This is a genomic window from Bradyrhizobium sp. USDA 4341 (assembly GCF_054063755.1).
In genome coordinates this window covers 3,561,031-3,578,931 of the sequence record NZ_JBSSGO010000002.1, presented here as the reverse complement: position 1 = coordinate 3,578,931, position 17,901 = coordinate 3,561,031, and the positions used below count along the sequence as shown (strand labels likewise).

15 protein-coding genes are annotated in these 17,901 nt (G+C 63.9%); 7 read left to right on the top strand and 8 right to left on the bottom strand.

Annotated features, from left to right (window positions below; all coding sequences use genetic code 11):
- Positions 1–11: 11 nt before the first annotated feature.
- Complete coding sequence (locus ACVIGB_RS22940; protein WP_456720929.1) at positions 12–1,214, bottom strand: MFS transporter; 1,203 nt, start codon at positions 1,212–1,214, stop codon at positions 12–14.
- A gap of 426 nt (positions 1,215–1,640) precedes the next feature.
- Here ACVIGB_RS22940 and ACVIGB_RS22935 point away from each other — a divergent pair, with 426 nt between their 5' ends.
- Genes ACVIGB_RS22935 through ACVIGB_RS22925 form a run of 3 tightly spaced genes read left to right on the top strand, consistent with a single transcriptional unit; the run spans position 1,641 to position 5,704 of the window.
- Entirely contained in the window at positions 1,641–2,948 is a 1,308-nt protein-coding gene (locus tag ACVIGB_RS22935; protein ID WP_456749213.1) for a c-type cytochrome, read from the top strand.
- Between the two features lie 42 nt (positions 2,949–2,990).
- Positions 2,991–3,479 carry a (2Fe-2S)-binding protein gene (locus ACVIGB_RS22930; protein ID WP_456720931.1) on the top strand — a complete coding sequence of 163 codons (489 nt, stop codon included), beginning with the start codon at positions 2,991–2,993 and terminating at the stop codon, positions 3,477–3,479.
- Complete coding sequence (locus tag ACVIGB_RS22925) at positions 3,476–5,704, top strand: molybdopterin cofactor-binding domain-containing protein (RefSeq protein ID WP_456720932.1); 2,229 nt, start codon at positions 3,476–3,478, stop codon at positions 5,702–5,704. Before ACVIGB_RS22930 ends, ACVIGB_RS22925 begins: the two co-directional genes overlap by 4 nt.
- Before the next feature lie 16 nt (positions 5,705–5,720).
- On the opposite strand, the gene ACVIGB_RS22920 is transcribed toward ACVIGB_RS22925, so the two are convergent.
- Positions 5,721–6,392 carry a TetR/AcrR family transcriptional regulator gene (locus ACVIGB_RS22920; RefSeq protein ID WP_456720933.1) on the bottom strand — a complete coding sequence of 224 codons (672 nt, stop codon included), beginning with the start codon at positions 6,390–6,392 and terminating at the stop codon, positions 5,721–5,723.
- A gap of 202 nt (positions 6,393–6,594) precedes the next feature.
- Here ACVIGB_RS22920 and ACVIGB_RS22915 point away from each other — a divergent pair, with 202 nt between their 5' ends.
- From ACVIGB_RS22915 to ACVIGB_RS22900, 4 genes are read left to right on the top strand one after another with little or no spacing between them, the layout of a single operon-like run.
- Complete coding sequence (locus tag ACVIGB_RS22915) at positions 6,595–7,845, top strand: FAD binding domain-containing protein (protein ID WP_456720934.1); 1,251 nt, start codon at positions 6,595–6,597, stop codon at positions 7,843–7,845.
- 30 nt (positions 7,846–7,875) lie between these two features.
- On the top strand, positions 7,876–8,175 hold the full coding sequence (locus ACVIGB_RS22910; RefSeq protein WP_092124354.1) for a DUF485 domain-containing protein: 300 nt from the start codon (positions 7,876–7,878) through the stop codon (positions 8,173–8,175).
- On the top strand, positions 8,172–9,830 hold the full coding sequence (actP, locus tag ACVIGB_RS22905) for a cation/acetate symporter ActP (RefSeq protein ID WP_456720935.1): 1,659 nt from the start codon (positions 8,172–8,174) through the stop codon (positions 9,828–9,830). Before ACVIGB_RS22910 ends, actP begins: the two co-directional genes overlap by 4 nt.
- A 36-nt stretch (positions 9,831–9,866) precedes the next feature.
- The gene (locus ACVIGB_RS22900) at positions 9,867–10,310 is read left to right on the top strand and encodes a hypothetical protein (protein WP_456720936.1); all 444 of its coding nucleotides are present in this window, start codon (positions 9,867–9,869) and stop codon (positions 10,308–10,310) included.
- Between the two features lie 405 nt (positions 10,311–10,715).
- Here the strand turns inward: ACVIGB_RS22900 and ACVIGB_RS22895 are convergent, their stop codons facing one another.
- The 6 genes from ACVIGB_RS22895 to ACVIGB_RS22870 all read right to left on the bottom strand — a co-directional run bounded on the left by ACVIGB_RS22895 (position 10,716) and on the right by ACVIGB_RS22870 (position 17,874).
- Positions 10,716–11,648 (bottom strand): sugar-binding protein, encoded by a 933-nt coding sequence (locus ACVIGB_RS22895; RefSeq protein ID WP_456720937.1) that lies wholly within the window; start codon positions 11,646–11,648, stop codon positions 10,716–10,718.
- A 92-nt stretch (positions 11,649–11,740) separates the two neighbouring features.
- Entirely contained in the window at positions 11,741–12,823 is a 1,083-nt protein-coding gene (locus tag ACVIGB_RS22890; RefSeq protein WP_456720938.1) for an ABC transporter permease, read from the bottom strand.
- On the bottom strand, positions 12,823–13,587 hold the full coding sequence (locus ACVIGB_RS22885; RefSeq protein ID WP_456720939.1) for an ATP-binding cassette domain-containing protein: 765 nt from the start codon (positions 13,585–13,587) through the stop codon (positions 12,823–12,825). The genes ACVIGB_RS22890 and ACVIGB_RS22885 overlap by 1 nt, the downstream gene beginning before the upstream one ends.
- Positions 13,588–13,627: 40 nt before the next feature.
- Positions 13,628–14,977: a carbohydrate porin gene (locus ACVIGB_RS22880; protein WP_092124359.1), complete on the bottom strand. Its 1,350-nt coding sequence runs from the start codon at positions 14,975–14,977 to the stop codon at positions 13,628–13,630.
- A gap of 312 nt (positions 14,978–15,289) precedes the next feature.
- Positions 15,290–16,351, bottom strand: coding sequence for an ABC transporter permease (locus ACVIGB_RS22875; RefSeq protein ID WP_456720940.1), 1,062 nt, complete (start codon positions 16,349–16,351; stop codon positions 15,290–15,292).
- Positions 16,348–17,874: a sugar ABC transporter ATP-binding protein gene (locus tag ACVIGB_RS22870; protein WP_456720941.1), complete on the bottom strand. Its 1,527-nt coding sequence runs from the start codon at positions 17,872–17,874 to the stop codon at positions 16,348–16,350. Before ACVIGB_RS22870 ends, ACVIGB_RS22875 begins: the two co-directional genes overlap by 4 nt.
- Positions 17,875–17,901: the final 27 nt, after the last annotated feature.

Below are 17,901 nucleotides of genomic sequence, written 5' to 3'. Positions count from 1 at the left end.
CGACCTGGCGGTCAGTGATGCGCTGCCTTCCGGCCGAACAGTGTCGGCAACTGCAAGAGCAGGCCAACGGCCGCAAGTGCGGCGCCGTAGCCGCAAACGCCGAACCACGACGCGTGCGCATAGGCCCAGCTCGCGCCGAGGGATCCAAGCGATCCGCCGATGAACATGGCAGTCATGAAAACCGTGTTCAGCCTGCTTCGTGCCTCAGGACGGAGCGCGAAAATCAGGTGCTGGTTGGCCACCAGCGCTGCGTTCACGCCGACGTCGAGGAGCACCACTCCGACGGTCAGTCCGGCAATGGTGTTCCAGCTTCCGAACACTGCCCAGGAGGACAGCGAGATCGCGGCGGCGATCGCGATCACGAGATGAGGGCCGCGCTTGTCGGCCGTTCGGCCGGCGAGCGGCGCAGCGAGGATCCCCGACGCGCCGATGACGCCAAACAGGCCGGCGATCTCGGGGCCGAAGCCAAACGCTGGCTCTTGCAGATGCAGGGACAAGACGGTCCAGAACGCGATGAAGGAGGCAAACAACATCGCTTGCGTCGCAGCGGCCAGCCGAAGCGCCGGCTCCTCGATCAGCAAATGCACCAGCGAATGCAGCGCGGACCCATATCCCAGGCTCTGCGTCGGATGATGGCGGGGCAGGGTCGTGCGGACCAGCGCGGCGGCGCCGAGCGCCAAAGGCACACCAAGCCAAAACATCTCGCGCCATCCAAAGTGCGATCCGACGAAGCCGGCTATCGTGCGGCTGAGAAGGATCCCTCCGAGGATTCCGCTGACGACCGTTCCGACGGCGGCGCCCCGCGTCTTGTCGTCGGCGAGCGTCGCGGCGAACGGAACGATCTGCTGCGCCACCGTGGCCGCTACCCCCAACACAAGCGAGGCTGCGATCAACGCGAGCGCGGTCGGCGCAACAGCAGCGAAGGCGAGTGCTGCCGCCAGAACGACGAATTGCACGGCGATCAGGCGCCGCCTCTCCACGAGATCGCCCAACGGGACCAGCAGGAGGAGACCGACCGCGTAGCCAAACTGCGTGGCCGTGGGTATCAGGCCGATCGCCGAGGAGCCCGGATAATTTGCTTCGATGAGGCCCAACAGCGGCTGATTGTAATAGATGTTTGCGACAGCGATGCCCGCACAAGCCGCCATGGCAAACGTGCGTGCGCGGGTGAGTTCTGGAACCCGTTGGTCCGTGCTGAGAGCAGACGTCGACATGGCCGCAATCCTCGCTGGTCGGCGCGCAGCTTCAGTTCGCTGCGTCCGACGCTTGACTTCAAACACGATCGGCAGTTAATTATCAATTGATAAATAACAAGTCTGTGCAAAATGAATGGCTGTCATGTGCAGCGGGCTGCACAGTGCGCGGTCTTCCGGATGAAAGAGCTCTCGCAACGCATGTTACGCGGCAGGCCTGCGAACGTATTGGACTGAATGCGCATGCTTTGGACTGGCTTTTGAATCCGCGGGCGCATTGCGGCGGTGCGACCTCCCGGTCGAACGTCGTTGGCCGAACCGGCGACACGCCGCCGATGCTCCGCACCGTCGTGACCTCATCGGGAGATTGTTCAAGGGCCGCATCAAACTGAAAAGATGTTGCCTGCAGCGGACTGATATGGCGTTTCCATTGAGGAAGGAACGGCGATGAAGCTCAGGTCAGTTCTGCTCGCGCTGCTTGCCGTCGGGGCGATCGGCGGGACGGGGGCGCTTCTCTACGCCTGGGAATCGTCGATTGATCCGATCGATCCGCGATCAGCCGGGGCCACCGATACGGTGATGGTGCGGCGTGGCGCAAGCCTCGCGCTGCTTGGCGACTGTGCCACCTGTCACACCGCGTCCGGCGGAGCGCCGTACGCCGGCGGACTTGCGATGCCGACGCCGTTCGGCACGATCTACTCCACCAACATCACGCCCGATCCGGAGACCGGCATCGGCCGATGGTCGGAGCAGGCGTTCGTTCGCGCCTTGCGGTCCGGCGTGGATCGTGAAGGCCGCCACCTTTATCCGGCGTTCCCGTACGACCACTTCACGCGCGTGTCCGACGATGATGCGAACGCATTGTATGCCTTTCTGATGTCGCTCGATCCGGTCCGGTCGTCGGCGCCGCCAAACGGACTGCCGTTTCCGCTCAATATCCGCCTGACGCTCGCCGGCTGGAAGCTGCTGTTTCTGCATCAGGAGCGCTTCGTCGCCGATCCGTCGAAGGATGCGAAGTGGAACAGGGGGAAGTATCTGGTTGATGGGCTCGGGCACTGCGGCGCCTGCCACTCTCCGCGAAACCTGATGGGAGCAGAAGAGGTCTCGGCGAGTTTCCAGGGCGGCGTGGCCGAAGGCTGGCGTGCCTATGCGCTCGGTCGCAACTCGCCGTCGCCGGTCCCGTGGGATGAGGCGGCCCTGACGGACTATCTCGCACGTGGCTCGCATCCCCAGCATGGGACAGCTCAAGGGCCCATGGCGAACGTGACCGACAATCTGTCCCAGGTCGATCCCGCCGACGTCAGCGCAATGGCCTATTATCTGGCCTCGCTCGGCAAGGGCGAAGCACAGGCAAGCGCAAAAATCCCCGTTCCCAAGGGACCGGGACAATTTTCGCAGGCGGCTGGTGCGCAAGCTGCGACGCCGCCCCTCCAGTCCGATCCGGGCGGAGCGATCTATGGTGTCGCTTGCGCATCATGCCATGAGGGCGGCGGACCTTTACCGCTGGGTGGCGTCAGTCTTGGTCTCTCCACGGCCCTTGCCGACGAGACGCCAGCCAACCTGATCAATCTCGTGCTGCGGGGAATCCCCGCGTCCTCCGACGGTTCGGCGCGTCCGATCATGCCCGGCTTTGGCGATGCACTCGACGACCGGCAGATCTCCGATCTCGCCAACTACCTGCGCACGCAGTTCGCCGGCAAGACGCAATGGGACGGGATCGCCAAGGCGATCGCGGACGCAAGAGCCAACCGGTGAGTCGGACAAGAGAACAATGAGCAGAAGGGCCGCTGACGCGCCATGACAACGCTGACCGTTAACGGCGAGAGCCGATCTATCAAGGCGAGCCCGGACACGCCGCTGCTCTATGTTCTCCGGGACGAACTCGGGCTGAACGCGGCAAAGTATGGTTGCGGTCTCGGCCAGTGCGGTGCGTGCACCGTGATCGTCGATGGCAAGGCCATCTTCTCCTGCATCACGCCGGTAATGGTGCTGGAGGGGCGCTCCGTCACCACGCTGGAAGGGCTCGGGAGCCAGGCGGAGCCGGGCCCGTTGCAGCAGGCTTTCATTGCCGAGCAGGCGGCGCAATGCGGCTATTGCATTCCCGGCATGATGATGCGCGCCCAGGCGCTGCTCAATCGTGATCCGAACGTGACCGACGAATCGATCAGGGCCGAACTGCAGCCGCATCTGTGCCGATGCGGAACTCATATGCGGATCTTGCGTGCGGTCCGCCGTGCCGCCGACGAGCTGAAGAAGAGATCTGCCGAGGTGAGGACGGGGCGATGACGCATGCTGTCTCTCGACGGAGCGTATTGGCGGGTGCCGGCGCGCTCATTGTCGCCTTGCGATTCTCCGGAGCGCGCGCGCAGACCGAAACCGGCACCGGCGGAGGTCCATCGAAGCACGGTCTTCCCGGAAGTCTCGACGACACGCCAAACATCGACGCCTGGATTCGCGTCGATGCATCGGGCGCGGTTACGATCCTCACGGGAAAGGCCGAGCTCGGCCAGGGCCTCAAGACGGCACTGCTCCAGGTCGCAGCCGAGGAGCTGAAGGTGCCGCTCGATCGGCTGTCGCTCGTCACGGCAGATACCGCACGGACGCCCAATGAAGGCTATACGGCCGCAAGCCATTCGATGCAGGACTCCGGCACCGCAATCCGGCACGCGGCGGCTCAGGCGCGCGAGATCCTCCGTGACGAAGCCGCCCGCAGGCTTGGTGTGCCGGCGGCCTCGCTCCAGGTCCGCAACGGCGCGGTGTTCGGCCCTCACGGCGCACGACTGACCTATGGCGAGCTGGTTCGCGATCAACTGTTATCTGTGGAAGCGAGCACAACGTCGCATCTCACCGCGCCGGCAGACTTCACGGTGATGAACCAGCCGGTTTCGCGGATCGATATTCCGGCCAAGGTGACGGGCGGTAGCGCCTATGTTCAGGATCTGCGCCCCGAGGGGATGCTGCACGGCCGTGTCGTCCGTCCCCCGAGCTACGGAGCGATACTGCGCGATCTCGATATCGCGCCTGTCGAGCGGATGAACGGGATCGCCAAGGTCGTGCGCGACGGCAATTTCCTCGGCGTGATCGCAGACCGGGAGTGGACCGCCGTTCAGGGAATGCGAACGCTCGCTGCGACCACGACCTGGATCGAACAGCAAGCTCTGCCTGATAGCGCGGACCTGCCGGGCGCCCTGATCAACCTGCCTTCGCGCGACACGGCGATTCACGACGAGGGACGTCCGGGCAAGCCGGGGATCGCGGTCGAAGCGACCTTCAGCCGGCCTTACCTCACCCACGGCTCGATCGGTCCGTCCTGTGCGATGGCGCAATTCCAGGACGGCATGCTCACGGTATGGACGCATACGCAGGGCGTTTTCTTCCTTCGCAATGCGATTGCCGGCATGCTGCGCATGCCTACCGAAAACGTGCGCTGCATTCATGCAGAAGGGGCCGGTTGCTACGGCCACAATGGCGCCGACGATGCCGCGGCCGATGCAGCGATGCTTGCCGTCGCGATGCCCGGCCGGCCGATCAGGGTGCAGCTGATGCGTGAACAGGAGCACGCCTGGGATCCGTTCGGACCCGGCATGGTGGTCAAGCTCCGCGCCGCGGTCGGACCGGATCGCGTGATCGCGGATTGGCACCACGAGGTCTGGAGCCAGTCGCATATGATGCGGCCCGGACCTCCGGGAACGCTGACGGCCGCCCGACTGAAGTCCGACGCATCTCCACCCGCGCCGCCGGTTGCGCTGGCGCAGCCCGAGGGCGGCGGCGACCGCAATGCAATTCCGCTCTATGCGATCCCGAACTGCAAGGTGATCAGTCACTTCCTGCCCGACATGCCCTTGCGTGGCTCCTCCATGCGCTCGCTGGGCGGGTACCTCAACGTGCTTTCGATCGAGAGCATGTTTGACGAACTGGCGGCGCGCTCGGGACAGGACCCCGTCACGTTTCGACTTCGCCATACCGTCGATCCCCGCGCGCGTGAGGTCATCGAAACGGCGGCAACGCGCTTCGGCTGGGCCGCGCGGGTCAAGCGTTCCGACAACACCGGATTCGGCTTTGGTTTTGCACGCTACAAGAACCTCGAAGCCTGGTGCGCGGTGGCCGTCGAGATCGAAGTCGTACGCCTCAGCGGCGCCGTTCGCGTCCGTCGCGTCGTGGCGGCGGTGGATACGGGGCAGGTCGTGAACCCGGACGGCGTCCGCAACCAGATCGAGGGCGGCATCCTGCAATCGATGAGCTGGACGTTGTTCGAGCAGGTCACGTTCGATCGCACCCGTGTCACGTCGGTGGATTGGTCCGCCTATCCCATCATGCGGTTCGACAGCGTTCCGGGCGCGGTTGACGTTCACCTGATAGATCGGCCCGGCGATGGCTTTTATGGTGTCGCCGAGGCCGCGCAAGGGCCGACGGGAGCCGCGATCGCGAACGCGATCAGAGATGCAACCGGCGTTCGGATACATGATCTCCCGTTCAATCCCGCCCGCATCAGGAAGGCGATTGGCGCGTAACTCGAGGGAGCGGGATCTAGGCGATCGCCTTCGCCGGGAGGACGAAGCGAACGCCGCCCAGGAACGTCGTCACCTTTGCATCGATGATCGAATTGACGTCGGTTTCCAGGGGCATCGAGTAGATGAACTTGCGAACCCCGAGATAGAAGATCGCGGCGTGCAGGCCCCATACCATCTCGACTTCGAGATCGGTGGTCGGCAGCTCGTCGGTCGAGGGACGTCCGTATTCGACCCTGATCTCCTCGATCACCCTTTCGAACGCACGTTCGCGCAGCATCTTGAGATAGCGGGCGTTCAGTCCGAGGTCCCTGAGGCCCGCGAACATGAACAGGCGGATCCATTCGTAGGTGAGGATGACCTCGGCGTATTCGCGATAGAACTGGATCAGCCTGGCCTTGAGGGGGACCGAGCGATCGGTGATGATCTTCTCCCAGGACGGTTTCCAGCGCCCGACGAAAACTTCCTGATAGACCCGCTCGATCAGGGCTTCCTTGCTCGGAAAATAGCGATAGAGCAGGGGCTGCGTGATGCGCAGCCGCTTTGCGAGTTCGCGGGTCTGTCCCTCGAACCCGTGCTCGGCGAAAAACGACACGGCTTCTCGCGCGATGATGGCTTCCCGCTCCGACGGGTCCAGCCTCTGCTGCTCTCGGATCGGTGTCGGAAGACGCGCTCTTCTGGCCTGCTTCACGCCTGATTCGTCGGTTTGAGGACACTGCCGCACCCTCATACACCGATTTGCCGCCGGAGCCGACCGCAGCAAACGGTCATCACTTTTTGTTTATCAATTGATAAATAGCTGTTGACTCGCGCCGGGCGCCACGCCAATTATTGATCAATTGATAAATAAGCAGCGAAATGCTGCATCATCGATCACCGAAAGGAGGATGCTCATGAGCGACGACCGCTGGAAGCGTGGAGTGCCGCCGAAGGCACTTGTGATCGGCGGATCGATGGCCGGGCTGTTCGCTGCGTTGCTGTTGCGGCGGGAGGGCTGGGACGTCGACGTCTACGAGCGTATCGGCGCCGAACTCGCGGGCCGTGGCGCGGGCATTGTCACGCATTCGGAGTTATTCGACGTCTTGGGCCGGGCCGGCATCGATACCGCGGCCGCGGCGGTCGGGGTCGTCGTTCCGGGGCGGCGCGTGCTGGACCGGAGTGGCCAGATCGCGGGCGAGCTCGGGTTGCGGCAAGTGCTGACGTCCTGGGGACACCTCTACGGGCTTTTGAAGGCAGCGCTTCCGGCGGAGCACTACCATCACGGCAAGAACCTCGAAGGAGTCACGGAGGTCGGCGACCGCGTGGTGGCGCGCTTCTCCGACGGCTCCGAGGCCACGGGGGATCTGCTGATCGGCGCGGACGGCATATTCTCGAGCGTCAGGGCGCAGCTCGCTGCCAACGTCCAGCCCAAATACGCCGGTTACGTCGCCTGGCGGGGCCTCGTCAACGAGCGGGACCTGTCGGCCCGGACGCGGGCGGAATTGTGCGACTGGTTCGCCTTCAGCCTGCCTCCCGGGGAGCAGATGCTCGGCTATCCCGTTGCCGGGGCCAACGAAGAGATGGATGTCGGCGAGCGCCGTTTCAATTTCGTCTGGTATCGCCCGGCCGACGCCGACCATGGACTGGCGGATCTGCTGACGGATATCGACGGTGTCAGGCAGCCATTGTCGATTCCGCCGACCAGGATTCGATCCGATGTGATTGCCGCGATGCGTCGGGACGCCGAGCGGCTGCTGGCGCCGCAATTCGCCGAGGTCGTTCACCTCACGTCTCAGCCGTTCATCCAGGCCATCCTGGATCTCCAGACACCGCGCATGGCGCTCGGATCCCGCACCGTCATCCTTGGCGATGCTGCGTTCGTGGCGAGGCCCCATGTCGGAATGGGCGTGACGAAAGCCGCGGCGGATGCGGCGGCTCTGGTCGATGCGTTGCGAGGCTATCCGGCCGATCTGCCGATGGCGCTCGCGACGTTCGAATCGACCCGGCTTCCGTTCGGGGCCGCGGTCGTGCGGCGCGCCCGCCATCTCGGCGCGTACATGCAGGCGCAAATCGCCACGGCCGAAGAACGGGCGATGGCTGAGCGGCATCGCAGCCCCGAGGCGGTGATGGCGGAGACTGCGGTGGCAACCGGCATTGCCGCCTAGGCGAATTCAATGGAGGGAGGACAATCACCAATGGACCTGCAAACCATCCAGCAGCATCCGACGTTCAGACAGCTTGCGAGCGAGCGCACACGCCTTGGCGTTGCGATGTCGATCGTCATGGCCGCTGCCTACTTCACCTACATCCTGACCATCGCATTCTGGCCCCGGCTGCTCGGGTATCCGCTGTGGAGCGGCACCGTGATCACCTGGGGCTTGTTGGTCGGCGTCGGCCTGATCGCGCTCGGCTTCCTGCTGACGGCGGTCTACGTGCGGCGCGCCAATTCCCGTTTCGACAGCCTCAGTCAGCTGCTTCTGGAGGATCTCCGATGACGTCATGCCCGGCTTTCGCAGCCTTGTTTGTAACTGCCTTCGTCCTGCTTTCCGGGCCCGCAGCGGCTGACGCGCTGACATCGGCGACAGGCACGCGGCAACCGTTGAATGCGACGGCGATCGCCATGTTCCTCGGCTTCGTCGCGATCAGTCTTGGCATCACATGGTGGGCTGCGCGGCGTGGTACGAGCACGGCCAAGGACTTCTATGCTGCCGGCGGCGGTCTCAAGGGCGTCCAGAACGGGCTCGCGATCGCCGGCGATTACACATCGGCTGCGACATTCCTGGGCGTTACGGCGCTCGTCTATACCTCGGGCTACGACGGCATGATCTATGCGATCGGCTTCCTCGTCGGCTTTCCGATGATCCTGTTCCTGATTGCCGAGCCGTTGCGCAATCTCGGCCGCTACACCTTTGCCGACGTCGCGGCATACCGGTTGGCCGAAGTCCCGGTGAGGGCGGTCGCGGGCGTCAACACGCTCGTGATCGTGGTCTTCTATCTGATTGCCCAGCTGGTGGGGGCCGGCAAGCTGATCCAGCTGTTGTTCGGGCTTCCCTACATCTACGCGGTCGGCATCGTCGGCGTGCTGATGATGATCTATGTGACGGTCGGAGGCATGCTCGCGACGACCTGGGTGCAGATCATCAAGGCCATCCTGCTGATGTCGGGCTCGGTCCTGATGTCGATCCTGATCCTCGGGCACTTCGGCTTCAGTCTGGAGGCGCTGTTCCGTGAAGCCGTGACATTGCATCCGAAGGCCGACGCCATCATGGCGCCGGGCGGACTTGTCAAGGATCCGGTATCGGCGATCTCCCTCGGGCTCGCCCTGATGTTCGGCACGGCCGGGTTGCCGCACATCCTGATGCGCTTCTTCACCGTGAGCGATGCCCGCCAGGCGCGCACATCGGTGCTGGTCGCGACCGGGTTCATCTCCATCTTCTACAGCCTGTTGTTCGTGCTCGGCTTCGGCGCCATCGCGATCGTTTCGGCCAACCCGCAGTTTCGCGATGCGTCGGGCGGGCTCGTTGGCGGCGTCAACATGGTGGCTCTGCATCTGGCCGATGCCGTCGGCGGATCGCTGCTGCTCGGGTTCATCTCGGCGGTGGCGTTCGCGACGATCCTCGCTGTCGTATCGGGGCTGACGCTCGCGGGAGCCTCCGCGGCGAGCCACGATCTCTATGCCCGCGTGATCCGCCGGGGCCGTGCGAGCGAGCATGAGGAAGTGCTCGTCTCGAAGGCTGCCGCGGTTGCGATCAGCCTGATTGCGATGGGTCTGGGTGTCTTGTTCGAGAACCAGAACATCGCATTCATGGTCGGACTGGTCTTTGCGATCGCGGCGAGTGCGAACTTCCCGGTGATCCTTCTCTCGATCGTCTGGCCTGACCTGACGACACGCGGCGCCGTGAGCGGATCGCTCGCCGGCCTGCTGGCTTCGGTGGGACTGGTCGCACTTAGCCCGGGCGTATGGACCGCGGCGTTGAAGCTCGGGCCTGCACCATTCCCTTACGACAATCCGGCCCTGGTCTCGGTTCCCCTCGCCTTCGCCGTGTCATGGGCGGTGTCGGTGCTGGACCGCAGTGCGGCGGCCGCTTCCGTCCGCGCCTCGTTCGGTGCGCAGCACGTCCGTGCCCAGACCGGGCTCGGCGTCGAGTAACGCAGCGTGGATCACTCATCTCAGGGAGATATGACAATGAGCGTCGATGTGATGGAGAAGGGGCGAGCGGCCTGGCCTGACGCCATTCGCAGGGAGTTCGATACCAATCAGCTCAATGGGCGAGTCGGGACGCGACTCCTGTCCGAGACCGAGCGTGTGCGGGTCTGGGAAATCCGGCTTGCGCCGGGTGAACGCATCGGATTCCATCGTCACGTGCTGGATTACTTCTGGACCGCGGTGACGCCGGGCCGGGCGCAATCGCATGCCGAGGACGGGACGATCGTCGAAGCCGTCTACTCGGCCGGCGAGACGCGTCACTTCGTCTATGGCAGGGGTGAATACAAGATCCACGACCTCGAAAACGTCGGCGATGCCGATCTGTGGTTCACCACGGTTGAGTTCCTCGACAGCGCCAATGCGCCCTTGGAGCTTGGCCGCATCCGCGAGGGCGAAACTTCCTCCGAACGGGGCGAGTCCTGAGGGAGCTAAACTGCAGCCGAGCCACAGGCTGTCTGCGTAAGACCCGGGAGCCATGGAAGCCCTAGCACCGTTGCGACGCTCCGTCCGCAGAACGATGGGGGCGCGCATGAACGGCAGCTTTTGGCGGACCATCAGGACGCTACGCCCCAAGTCAGTCTACCCTGCGGTAAGAAAACAGGCCGCGCCACAATAGTGGGTTTCGCGACGTAGCGGACACCCGCTACCTTCACTGCCGTCGAATTCGGCGTCGGACTTCTCATGTGAGGGATTGGATAAGATGTCGTAGGTTCGGTTGGTGTGGGGAAAGGCGCGGTAGCCTTCCCCCGTCACCAAGGGTCCCGATTTCGTGCGTCGAGCCGCGATTTTCGACGAATCGGCGACGCCGCCTTCGGGCTGCGCACGCTGCTACTTCAGCATCGCCGCGACGTTGTCCTTTGTCACGACGTCGAGACCGGTGTGGATGATCTCCGGCACCTTCTGGCCCTTCTTGATGGCAAGCAGCGTATCCATCGCTTTCTCGCCCATCTCGAACGGACGCTGGCCGATCAGTGCGTTGACATAGCCCTCGTTCAGAAGTTCAAGCTGCATCTTGAGAGTATCGGCCACGACGAGCGTGAACTTGCCGGCGTCGATGTCCTTCTTGCTCTTGCTGGCGAACGCCTTGAAGCCTTCCGGGGCGAACATCGGCCAGCCGCCGACCGGGATGATCGCCGCGAGATCGGGAACAGCGGTGCGCAGATCGGTCATCTGCTGAACACCCAGCGCGGGGTCGTCGTTGCAGAACGTCGGCGATCCCCCGACTTCGGTCCACTTCGAGCCTTTGAGCGCTTCCCGGACGCCATCGACGCGTTCGGCCAGGTTCTTCGCACCCGGCCCGCCGGAGACCATCGCGTATTTGCCGCCATCGGGCCGGAGCTTCAGCAACTGCTTGCCGAGCGCGACGCCGAACTCCTTGTTGTCGGTGCCGATATAGCCAATCCGCTTCGAGCCCGGCGCGTCCGCGTCAAACGTGATGACGGGAATGCCGGCCGCAGTTGCCGCCTCGATCGACTTGGTCATGGCCGCGACATCGGCGACCGAGATGGCCAAGCCGTCCACCTTCTGGGTGATGAAATCCTGGATGATCTGCGCTTGCGTCGCCGGCTCGTGCTCGACAGGACCCTTGTAGATGCATTCGATGTTGCCGAGTTCCTTGGCTCGCTTCTGGCAACCGTCGCGCGCGAAATCGAAGAACGGATTGTTCATCGCCTTGGGCACGATCACGAATTTGTAGCTCTGGGCAAAGCCGGGTGTCGCCATCATGGCGAGGACCGCAGCGGCAAGAAGTGCCTTCTTCATTGTTTCCCTCCACATTTTTTGTGCCTATCCCTTGAAATCAGCGGCTTCCGGAGGCGGATAGGCGGACATTGTGATCCTCCAGGACGAACTCTTCAGGCCATGCGCGAGCGAAGACGATCGACCAGCACCGCTGCGATGATGATCACGCCCACCAAGGTCTGCTGCCAGTAGGAGTTGATCTGCGCGAGCACGAGGCCGTTGCGGATCACCTCGAGCAGCACGCAGCCGACGATCGCCCCGAGCGGGCCGCCGGCGCCGCCGGCGAGATTGGCGCCGCCGATGACGGCGGCTGCAATCACGTTGAGCTCGTAGGACGTCGCCATGTTTGCCGGCGCAGATCCCAGCCAGCCCGAGATAATGATGCCCTGCAGACCCGCGGCGAGCGCGCAGATCACGTAGATCTCGATCTTCACCCGTACGACCGGAATGCCGGTCAGCGCGGCCGCCTTCTCGTTGCCGCCGACGGCAAAGACGTGGCGGCCGAAACCGGTGTGATGCAGCACGATCGCCATCGCCACCGCAAGAACCACGAGATAGATGAACGGCGCCGGCATGCCGAATACGACGCCGGATGTCAGCGCGTAGAGATAATCGGCTTCGGGGCCGCTGGGAAAGCTGCCGCGGCCGTTGGAGACGACGTAACCGAGGCCGCGCACGATCGAAAGCATGCCGAGCGTGGTGACGAAAGGCGACAGCCCGAGCACCGCGATGCAGAAGCCATTGACGAGACCGACGATCAGCGCGACGCCGAGCCCCGCAAGGACCGAGACGAGCAGGATCAAGCCGGGCACATTGGCGATCACGGTTTTGCCGTCGTCGGCCAAATGCACGAACCACTCCGCGCCCGGCATGCCCGGTGTCGAGATTTGCGTCATGACCATGGAGGTGATCATCGCGGAAAAGCACATCACCGAGCCCACCGAGAGATCGATGCCGCCGGTGATAATGACGAAGGTCACGCCGAGCGTAGCGATGGCGATGAAGGAAAAGTTCTTCGCCACATTCTGCATATTGCCTTCGGTGAGGAAGTAGGGGCTGGCGAAGTTCATCACCACGAACAGCGCCACCAGCGCGAGCATGACGTACCCGGTCTGCGAGGCAAAGAAGCCGCTCTGCCACCATTTGGCCTTGCCGACATTGGTGAAGGTGATGGGAGATTCCAGGGGCGTGGCCATTACGCAGCCTCTCTCGCTCCCGTGATGAGGGAGGTGACTTCCTCGGGGCTGGTGTCGCCGATCGCCTTGTCGGCACGTTTTTCGCCGCGGCGCATCACCACGACGCGGTCACAGACCGCGAACACGTCGGGCATGCGGTGCGAGATCAGCATCACCGCGACGCCCTGTTCCTTCAGGCGATGGATCAGGCTCAGCACCTGCTCGACCTGGCGGACCGAGATCGCGGCCGTCGGCTCGTCCATCATCACGAGCTTGGCATTGGACAGCCGAGTCCGTGCGATCGCGACCGCCTGACGCTGGCCGCCCGACATCTGCTTGACGAGATCGTGCGGTCGGGTCTCCGAACGCAGCTCGCCGAACAGCTCCAGCGCGCGGGCTGCCATCGCCTTGTGGTCGAGAAACGCGAACGGACCAAGCTTGCGCTTGAGCTCACGGCCGAGGAAGACATTGGCCGCTGCCGTGAGATTGTCGGCGAGCGCGAGGTCCTGATAGACCACTTCGATTCCGACCGCGCGGGCATCGATCGGCCGGGCGAAATGAACCGGGTTGCCGTCAAAGCGGATCTCGCCGTGACTTGGCGGGAAGTTGCCGGCGATGATCTTGACGAGCGTCGACTTGCCGGCGCCGTTGTCTCCCATCAGGCCGACCACCTCGCCGGGAGAAACGCGCAGGTCGACGCCATGCAACGCGCGAATGGCGCCGAACTCCTTGCCGATGCCTTTCAGCTCCAGGACGGCCAGCCCGGCGTCGTGAGGGGTTACCATGGCTGGCCTCGCTCGGGCATGCTGGCAAACCCCCTCCGGCTCAGAAGTGCACCAGCGTGCGCAGACCAAGGACCCAGGCATTCTCGGTCTTGATGCCGGCGGCATTATAGCCGCGCCCGCCGGGATTGATCACGTACTGGGCGTCGAACTTGAGATTCATCCAGCCAGTCGCCTGCCAGCCGTACCAGGCTTCGATCGGAACTTCGTTTCCGCCCGCATTCAGGGTGAGCGCAGCCGAATTCACGTGGGTCGTACCCACTGCGAAACCGACTTCGTCTTCCGGACGCCAGGAGAACGTTCCGGTGTGCCGGAAGCCCAGGGCGACCTGGTAGTCCTGATACGACGTTCGGTGATCGGCGACCGTCGTGTTGAGGAACATGTACCAACCCTGTGCCTTTGCACCCTCAACGGTCAGCCGCTGCAGGATCGACTCATAGACGCCATAGCGGCCGCGTTGATCGCCCAGATTCTGGTCCGAGACGCCGCCGATGCCCGGGGCGATCGCGATGATACCCGGAAGGCCACCGTCAATCGTCGACGCGCTGTCATACCAGCCGCCGAATCTCCAGGTGCCGTTCAGGGGACCGCTCGGCGCCCAGACCACCTCGACCGGCACCAGCACGCCGGAGGCCCGGCTCGAACCGGGGACGCCCGGCAGGAAATAGGTCGCGGAGTCCGACGTCGTCAGATAGTTCGGGTTGGCGTCGTAGACGCCGACCGAAAGCTGCCATTCCTTGGCGAAGTTGTAGTGTGCGACACCGGCCCATTGGCTCACCGGCCAGTTGTAGATGTAGCCGCCCTGGATGTTGCCGGGCTGGCCGCCGCAGAAGGTCAGGTTGATGAACTCGCACAGGCCGAAGAAGAAGTCGGAGCCGACCGGAAGACGGCCGCCCTTGAGTTCAAGGCGGTCGTCGAAGAGCTTCTGCGAGTAGTAGAGTTCGGTGAGGCGCAGGATATTGCCGCGGCCGAACACTTCGTTGGTCAGCTGCAAGGCCGGAATGCCTGCGTCGTCATTCAGATTGTGGCCGAAGCGGTCGACCAGCGTAAGGCCGACCAGGCCGCCCTGGATGCCGGCAAGCTTCGCCATGTCGAACTTGGCCTGAAAGAACAGCTGTCCGGCGTTGGCGCCGACATTCTTGTTGCCGCCCGACAGATTGCCGACGGCTTCGTCGCCCAGCGTCAGGGCCAGCGAGATACCCCGCTCCTTCAGCTGCGTCCTGCCGAGATCGCCGAACAGATATGGTCTTGTCCAGAAATCATCGGTCTCAGCGTAAGGAATAGGCGGAGCTTTCGTTAAGAGATCGGCCGCATGCGCGCCGCCGCCGAACAAGGATAACAAAGCGATCCCCACGCCGCATGCCCGCGCGGTGTTTACAGACCTATGCAACATTTTCTGCACTCCCAGCGTCCCCGGCTTTGTCCATTTTTGTCTCACGTCCCTGCCCAAAGCCCTTCGGCCTGGAACGTGCCCCGTCAATCAATGTATCGACCCGTCAACTTGAGATAGAAACTGCGCGCACACCAAAGCCTTTCACGACGGTGGTGAGGGTCTGTCCGCGGCCCCACCGGGTTCGGCGTGCAGGGCCAACGTGGACGCGAGCGTCGTATGCCTGATCAGTCTTGCGCATTGAACTCTCTTCCCCTTGTTCCTCTACCCAAGTCGCCGCGGCCATATTCCCGATCGTGGTTCTTCGCAGTCGAGTCACGCTTGATCGCCCGCGCTCGTAGGCAACGCCGTCGCGCCGTGCGCAGATGCGCTTTGCAGAATTGTGGTTTCCTTTGCTCGAGGCGCCGTGCGGGCGAGGCCGGCTAGCGCCGCCTTGCGCCGCCGGCGGGCCTGCAATTGCTGATCCGCCAGCACGCCGATCAAAATCACGGTCCCCATCACCGCGAAGTTCAGGGAGTTCGGAATGCCGAGGATGTTCACGAGGTTCTGCAGCACCTGCAGCAGCGCTGTGCCCAGCACGATGCCGAGAATCGAGCCTTCGCCGCCGCGCAGGCTGCAGCCGCCGAGGACGGCAGCCGCGATCGCATAGAGTTCGTAGAAATTGCCGAAGGAACTCGGAGAGACCGAGTTGGTGTAGAAGACGAACATCACGGTCGAAACGCCGGCGAGGCCGCCGCTGATGACATAGGCGGTCGCGATCACGATGTTTGTGTTGATACCGGAGAAGCGCGCCGCTTCCTCGTTCTTGCCCACGGCATAAAGCCAGCGTCCGTAGACCGAACGATGCAGCAGCACGCCGAGGATCAGCGCCAGGATGATCAGGAAGATGAAGGTGTTCGGAATGCCCGCGATATTGCCGGAGGCGATGTTGCCCAGCGTGCTGGCCTCGTCACCATAGCCGAAGCCGCGTGTCGAATCGCTGGTGTAATAGCGCGCGGCGCCGCGATAGATCAGCAACCCGCACAGCGTCACGATGAAGGGCTGCATTTTCAGCCGCGTGATCAGGAAACCCTGGATGCCGCCCAGCGCCAGCCCGCCCATCAGGACCAGCAACAGCGCGATGGGCCAGGGCACCTGATACGTCGTCAGAAGGTCGATGAAGACGACGCCGAGCAGCGCGAACATCGAGCCGAGCGAAAGATCGATGCCGCCGGTGATGATGACGAGACCTTCGCCCAGTGCGAACACACCGAACAGGCCGATCAGATTGGCCATGTTCAGCAAGTTAACGAACGACAGGAAGGCCGGATTGATCGCGCCGGTGATGGCGGAGATCACCGCCAGCAGCAAGAACAGGCCGAGTTCCTTCTTCATCATGGCGCAGCGGTCTCCAGGGTTTCGAGCGCCTGGCCGACCGCCAGCCTCAACACGTTGTATTCGCTGAACTGGTCGCGCTCGAGCACGCCGCTTACGCTGCCTTCATGCATCACGGCGACGCGGTCGGAGACGCCGATGACCTCTTCCATGTCGGACGAGATCATCACGATCGCAACGCCCCGGTCGGCGAGGCTGCGCATCAGCGCGTAGATCTCGCTCTTGGCGCCGACATCGATGCCGCGGGTCGGCTCGTCGAAGAACATCACGCGCGGCTGCATGGAAAGCCACTTGCCCAGCACCACCTTCTGCTGGTTGCCGCCGGAGAGCGTCACGGCTTCGATGTCGAGGCTCGGCGCCTTGATCGACAGGCTCCTGGCCTGGTCTTTCGCGATTCTGCGTTCGGCCGCGCCGTTGACCAGCCACATCCGCGCGTGATCCAGCAGGCTCGCGAGCGACACGTTCTCCCGGATCGGCAGCTCCAGCACCAGCCCGGACTTCTTGCGGTCCTCCGGAACCAGATAGATTCCTTGCCTGATCGCATCGCGCGGCGAGGCGACACCGACCGGTTCGTTGTCGATCCTGATCTCGCCCCCCAGCAGCGGGTCAACGCCGAACACCGCGCGGGCAAGGGAGGTGCGGCCGGCGCCGACGAGTCCGGCAAGGCCGAGGATCTCACCGCGCCGCACGGAAAGGTCGATCTGCCGGTCGGGAAAGGCGGTCGTCACAACGCCGGCGATATCGCAGCCGCCCGGCTGCGGCGAGCGCGCCGGCGGCGTATACAGCGCCTTGAGGTCGCGGCCGATCATCAGGCGGATCATCGCGGCATTGCTCAGCTCGTCCCGCGCCAGTTCTCCCACCGTGCGCCCGTCGCGCAGCACCACGACACGATCGGCGCAGCTCATGATCTCGCCGAGCCGGTGAGAGATGTAGATCACCGAGATGCCGTGGGCCTTCAGGTCGGCGATCACCTCCAGCAACCGCTCCGTCTCCGAAATCGTCAGGCTGGAGGTCGGCTCGTCCATGATGATCACGCGGGCATCGATCGAGAGCGCCTTGGCGATCTCCACCATCTGACGCTCCGCGATCGACAAATTGTCCACCAGCGTGTTCGGCGTGAAATCGGCGCCCAGCCGTTGCAGCAGCGGCGTCACGCGGGCGCGCATCTCCGCGTTGTCCACCAGCTTCAGCGGGCCGCCGGCGAGCTTCTCGCGCCCGATGAAGACATTGGCCGCGACGTCGAGATTCTCGAACAGGTTCAGCTCCTGGTGCACAAAGGCGATGCCGGCCAGGGTCGCCTCGTTCACCGTCATCCTTGCGTGGTCATTGCCGCCGATGCGGATCACGCCCGCGCTCGGCGCGATTACGCCGGCCAGCACGCGCATCAGCGTCGACTTGCCGGCGCCGTTCTCGCCGATCAGGCCCAGCACCTCGCCGCGGCAGACGCGCAGATTGACGTCGTCGAGTGCCCTGACGCCGGGATAGGTCTTGCTGATACCGCTGAGTTCGAGCAGCGTCTCCGGCATTCGGCTTGTCCTCCTGCATCCCGCCCG

Bases quoted from the DNA above. Each gene is read 5' to 3' on its own strand.
- ACVIGB_RS22940 (WP_456720929.1), bottom strand. From the start codon at position 1,214: ATGTCGACGTCTGCTCTCAGCACGGACCAACGGGTTCCAGAACTCACC.
- ACVIGB_RS22935 (WP_456749213.1), top strand. From the start codon at position 1,641: ATGAAGCTCAGGTCAGTTCTGCTCGCGCTGCTTGCCGTCGGGGCGATC.
- ACVIGB_RS22930 (WP_456720931.1), top strand. From the start codon at position 2,991: ATGACAACGCTGACCGTTAACGGCGAGAGCCGATCTATCAAGGCGAGC.
- ACVIGB_RS22925 (WP_456720932.1), top strand. From the start codon at position 3,476: ATGACGCATGCTGTCTCTCGACGGAGCGTATTGGCGGGTGCCGGCGCG.
- ACVIGB_RS22915 (WP_456720934.1), top strand. From the start codon at position 6,595: ATGAGCGACGACCGCTGGAAGCGTGGAGTGCCGCCGAAGGCACTTGTG.
- ACVIGB_RS22910 (WP_092124354.1), top strand. From the start codon at position 7,876: ATGGACCTGCAAACCATCCAGCAGCATCCGACGTTCAGACAGCTTGCG.
- actP (WP_456720935.1), top strand. From the start codon at position 8,172: ATGACGTCATGCCCGGCTTTCGCAGCCTTGTTTGTAACTGCCTTCGTC.
- ACVIGB_RS22900 (WP_456720936.1), top strand. From the start codon at position 9,867: ATGAGCGTCGATGTGATGGAGAAGGGGCGAGCGGCCTGGCCTGACGCC.
- ACVIGB_RS22895 (WP_456720937.1), bottom strand. From the start codon at position 11,648: ATGAAGAAGGCACTTCTTGCCGCTGCGGTCCTCGCCATGATGGCGACA.
- ACVIGB_RS22890 (WP_456720938.1), bottom strand. From the start codon at position 12,823: ATGGCCACGCCCCTGGAATCTCCCATCACCTTCACCAATGTCGGCAAG.
- ACVIGB_RS22885 (WP_456720939.1), bottom strand. From the start codon at position 13,587: ATGGTAACCCCTCACGACGCCGGGCTGGCCGTCCTGGAGCTGAAAGGC.
- ACVIGB_RS22880 (WP_092124359.1), bottom strand. From the start codon at position 14,977: ATGTTGCATAGGTCTGTAAACACCGCGCGGGCATGCGGCGTGGGGATC.
- ACVIGB_RS22875 (WP_456720940.1), bottom strand. From the start codon at position 16,351: ATGATGAAGAAGGAACTCGGCCTGTTCTTGCTGCTGGCGGTGATCTCC.
- ACVIGB_RS22870 (WP_456720941.1), bottom strand. From the start codon at position 17,874: ATGCCGGAGACGCTGCTCGAACTCAGCGGTATCAGCAAGACCTATCCC.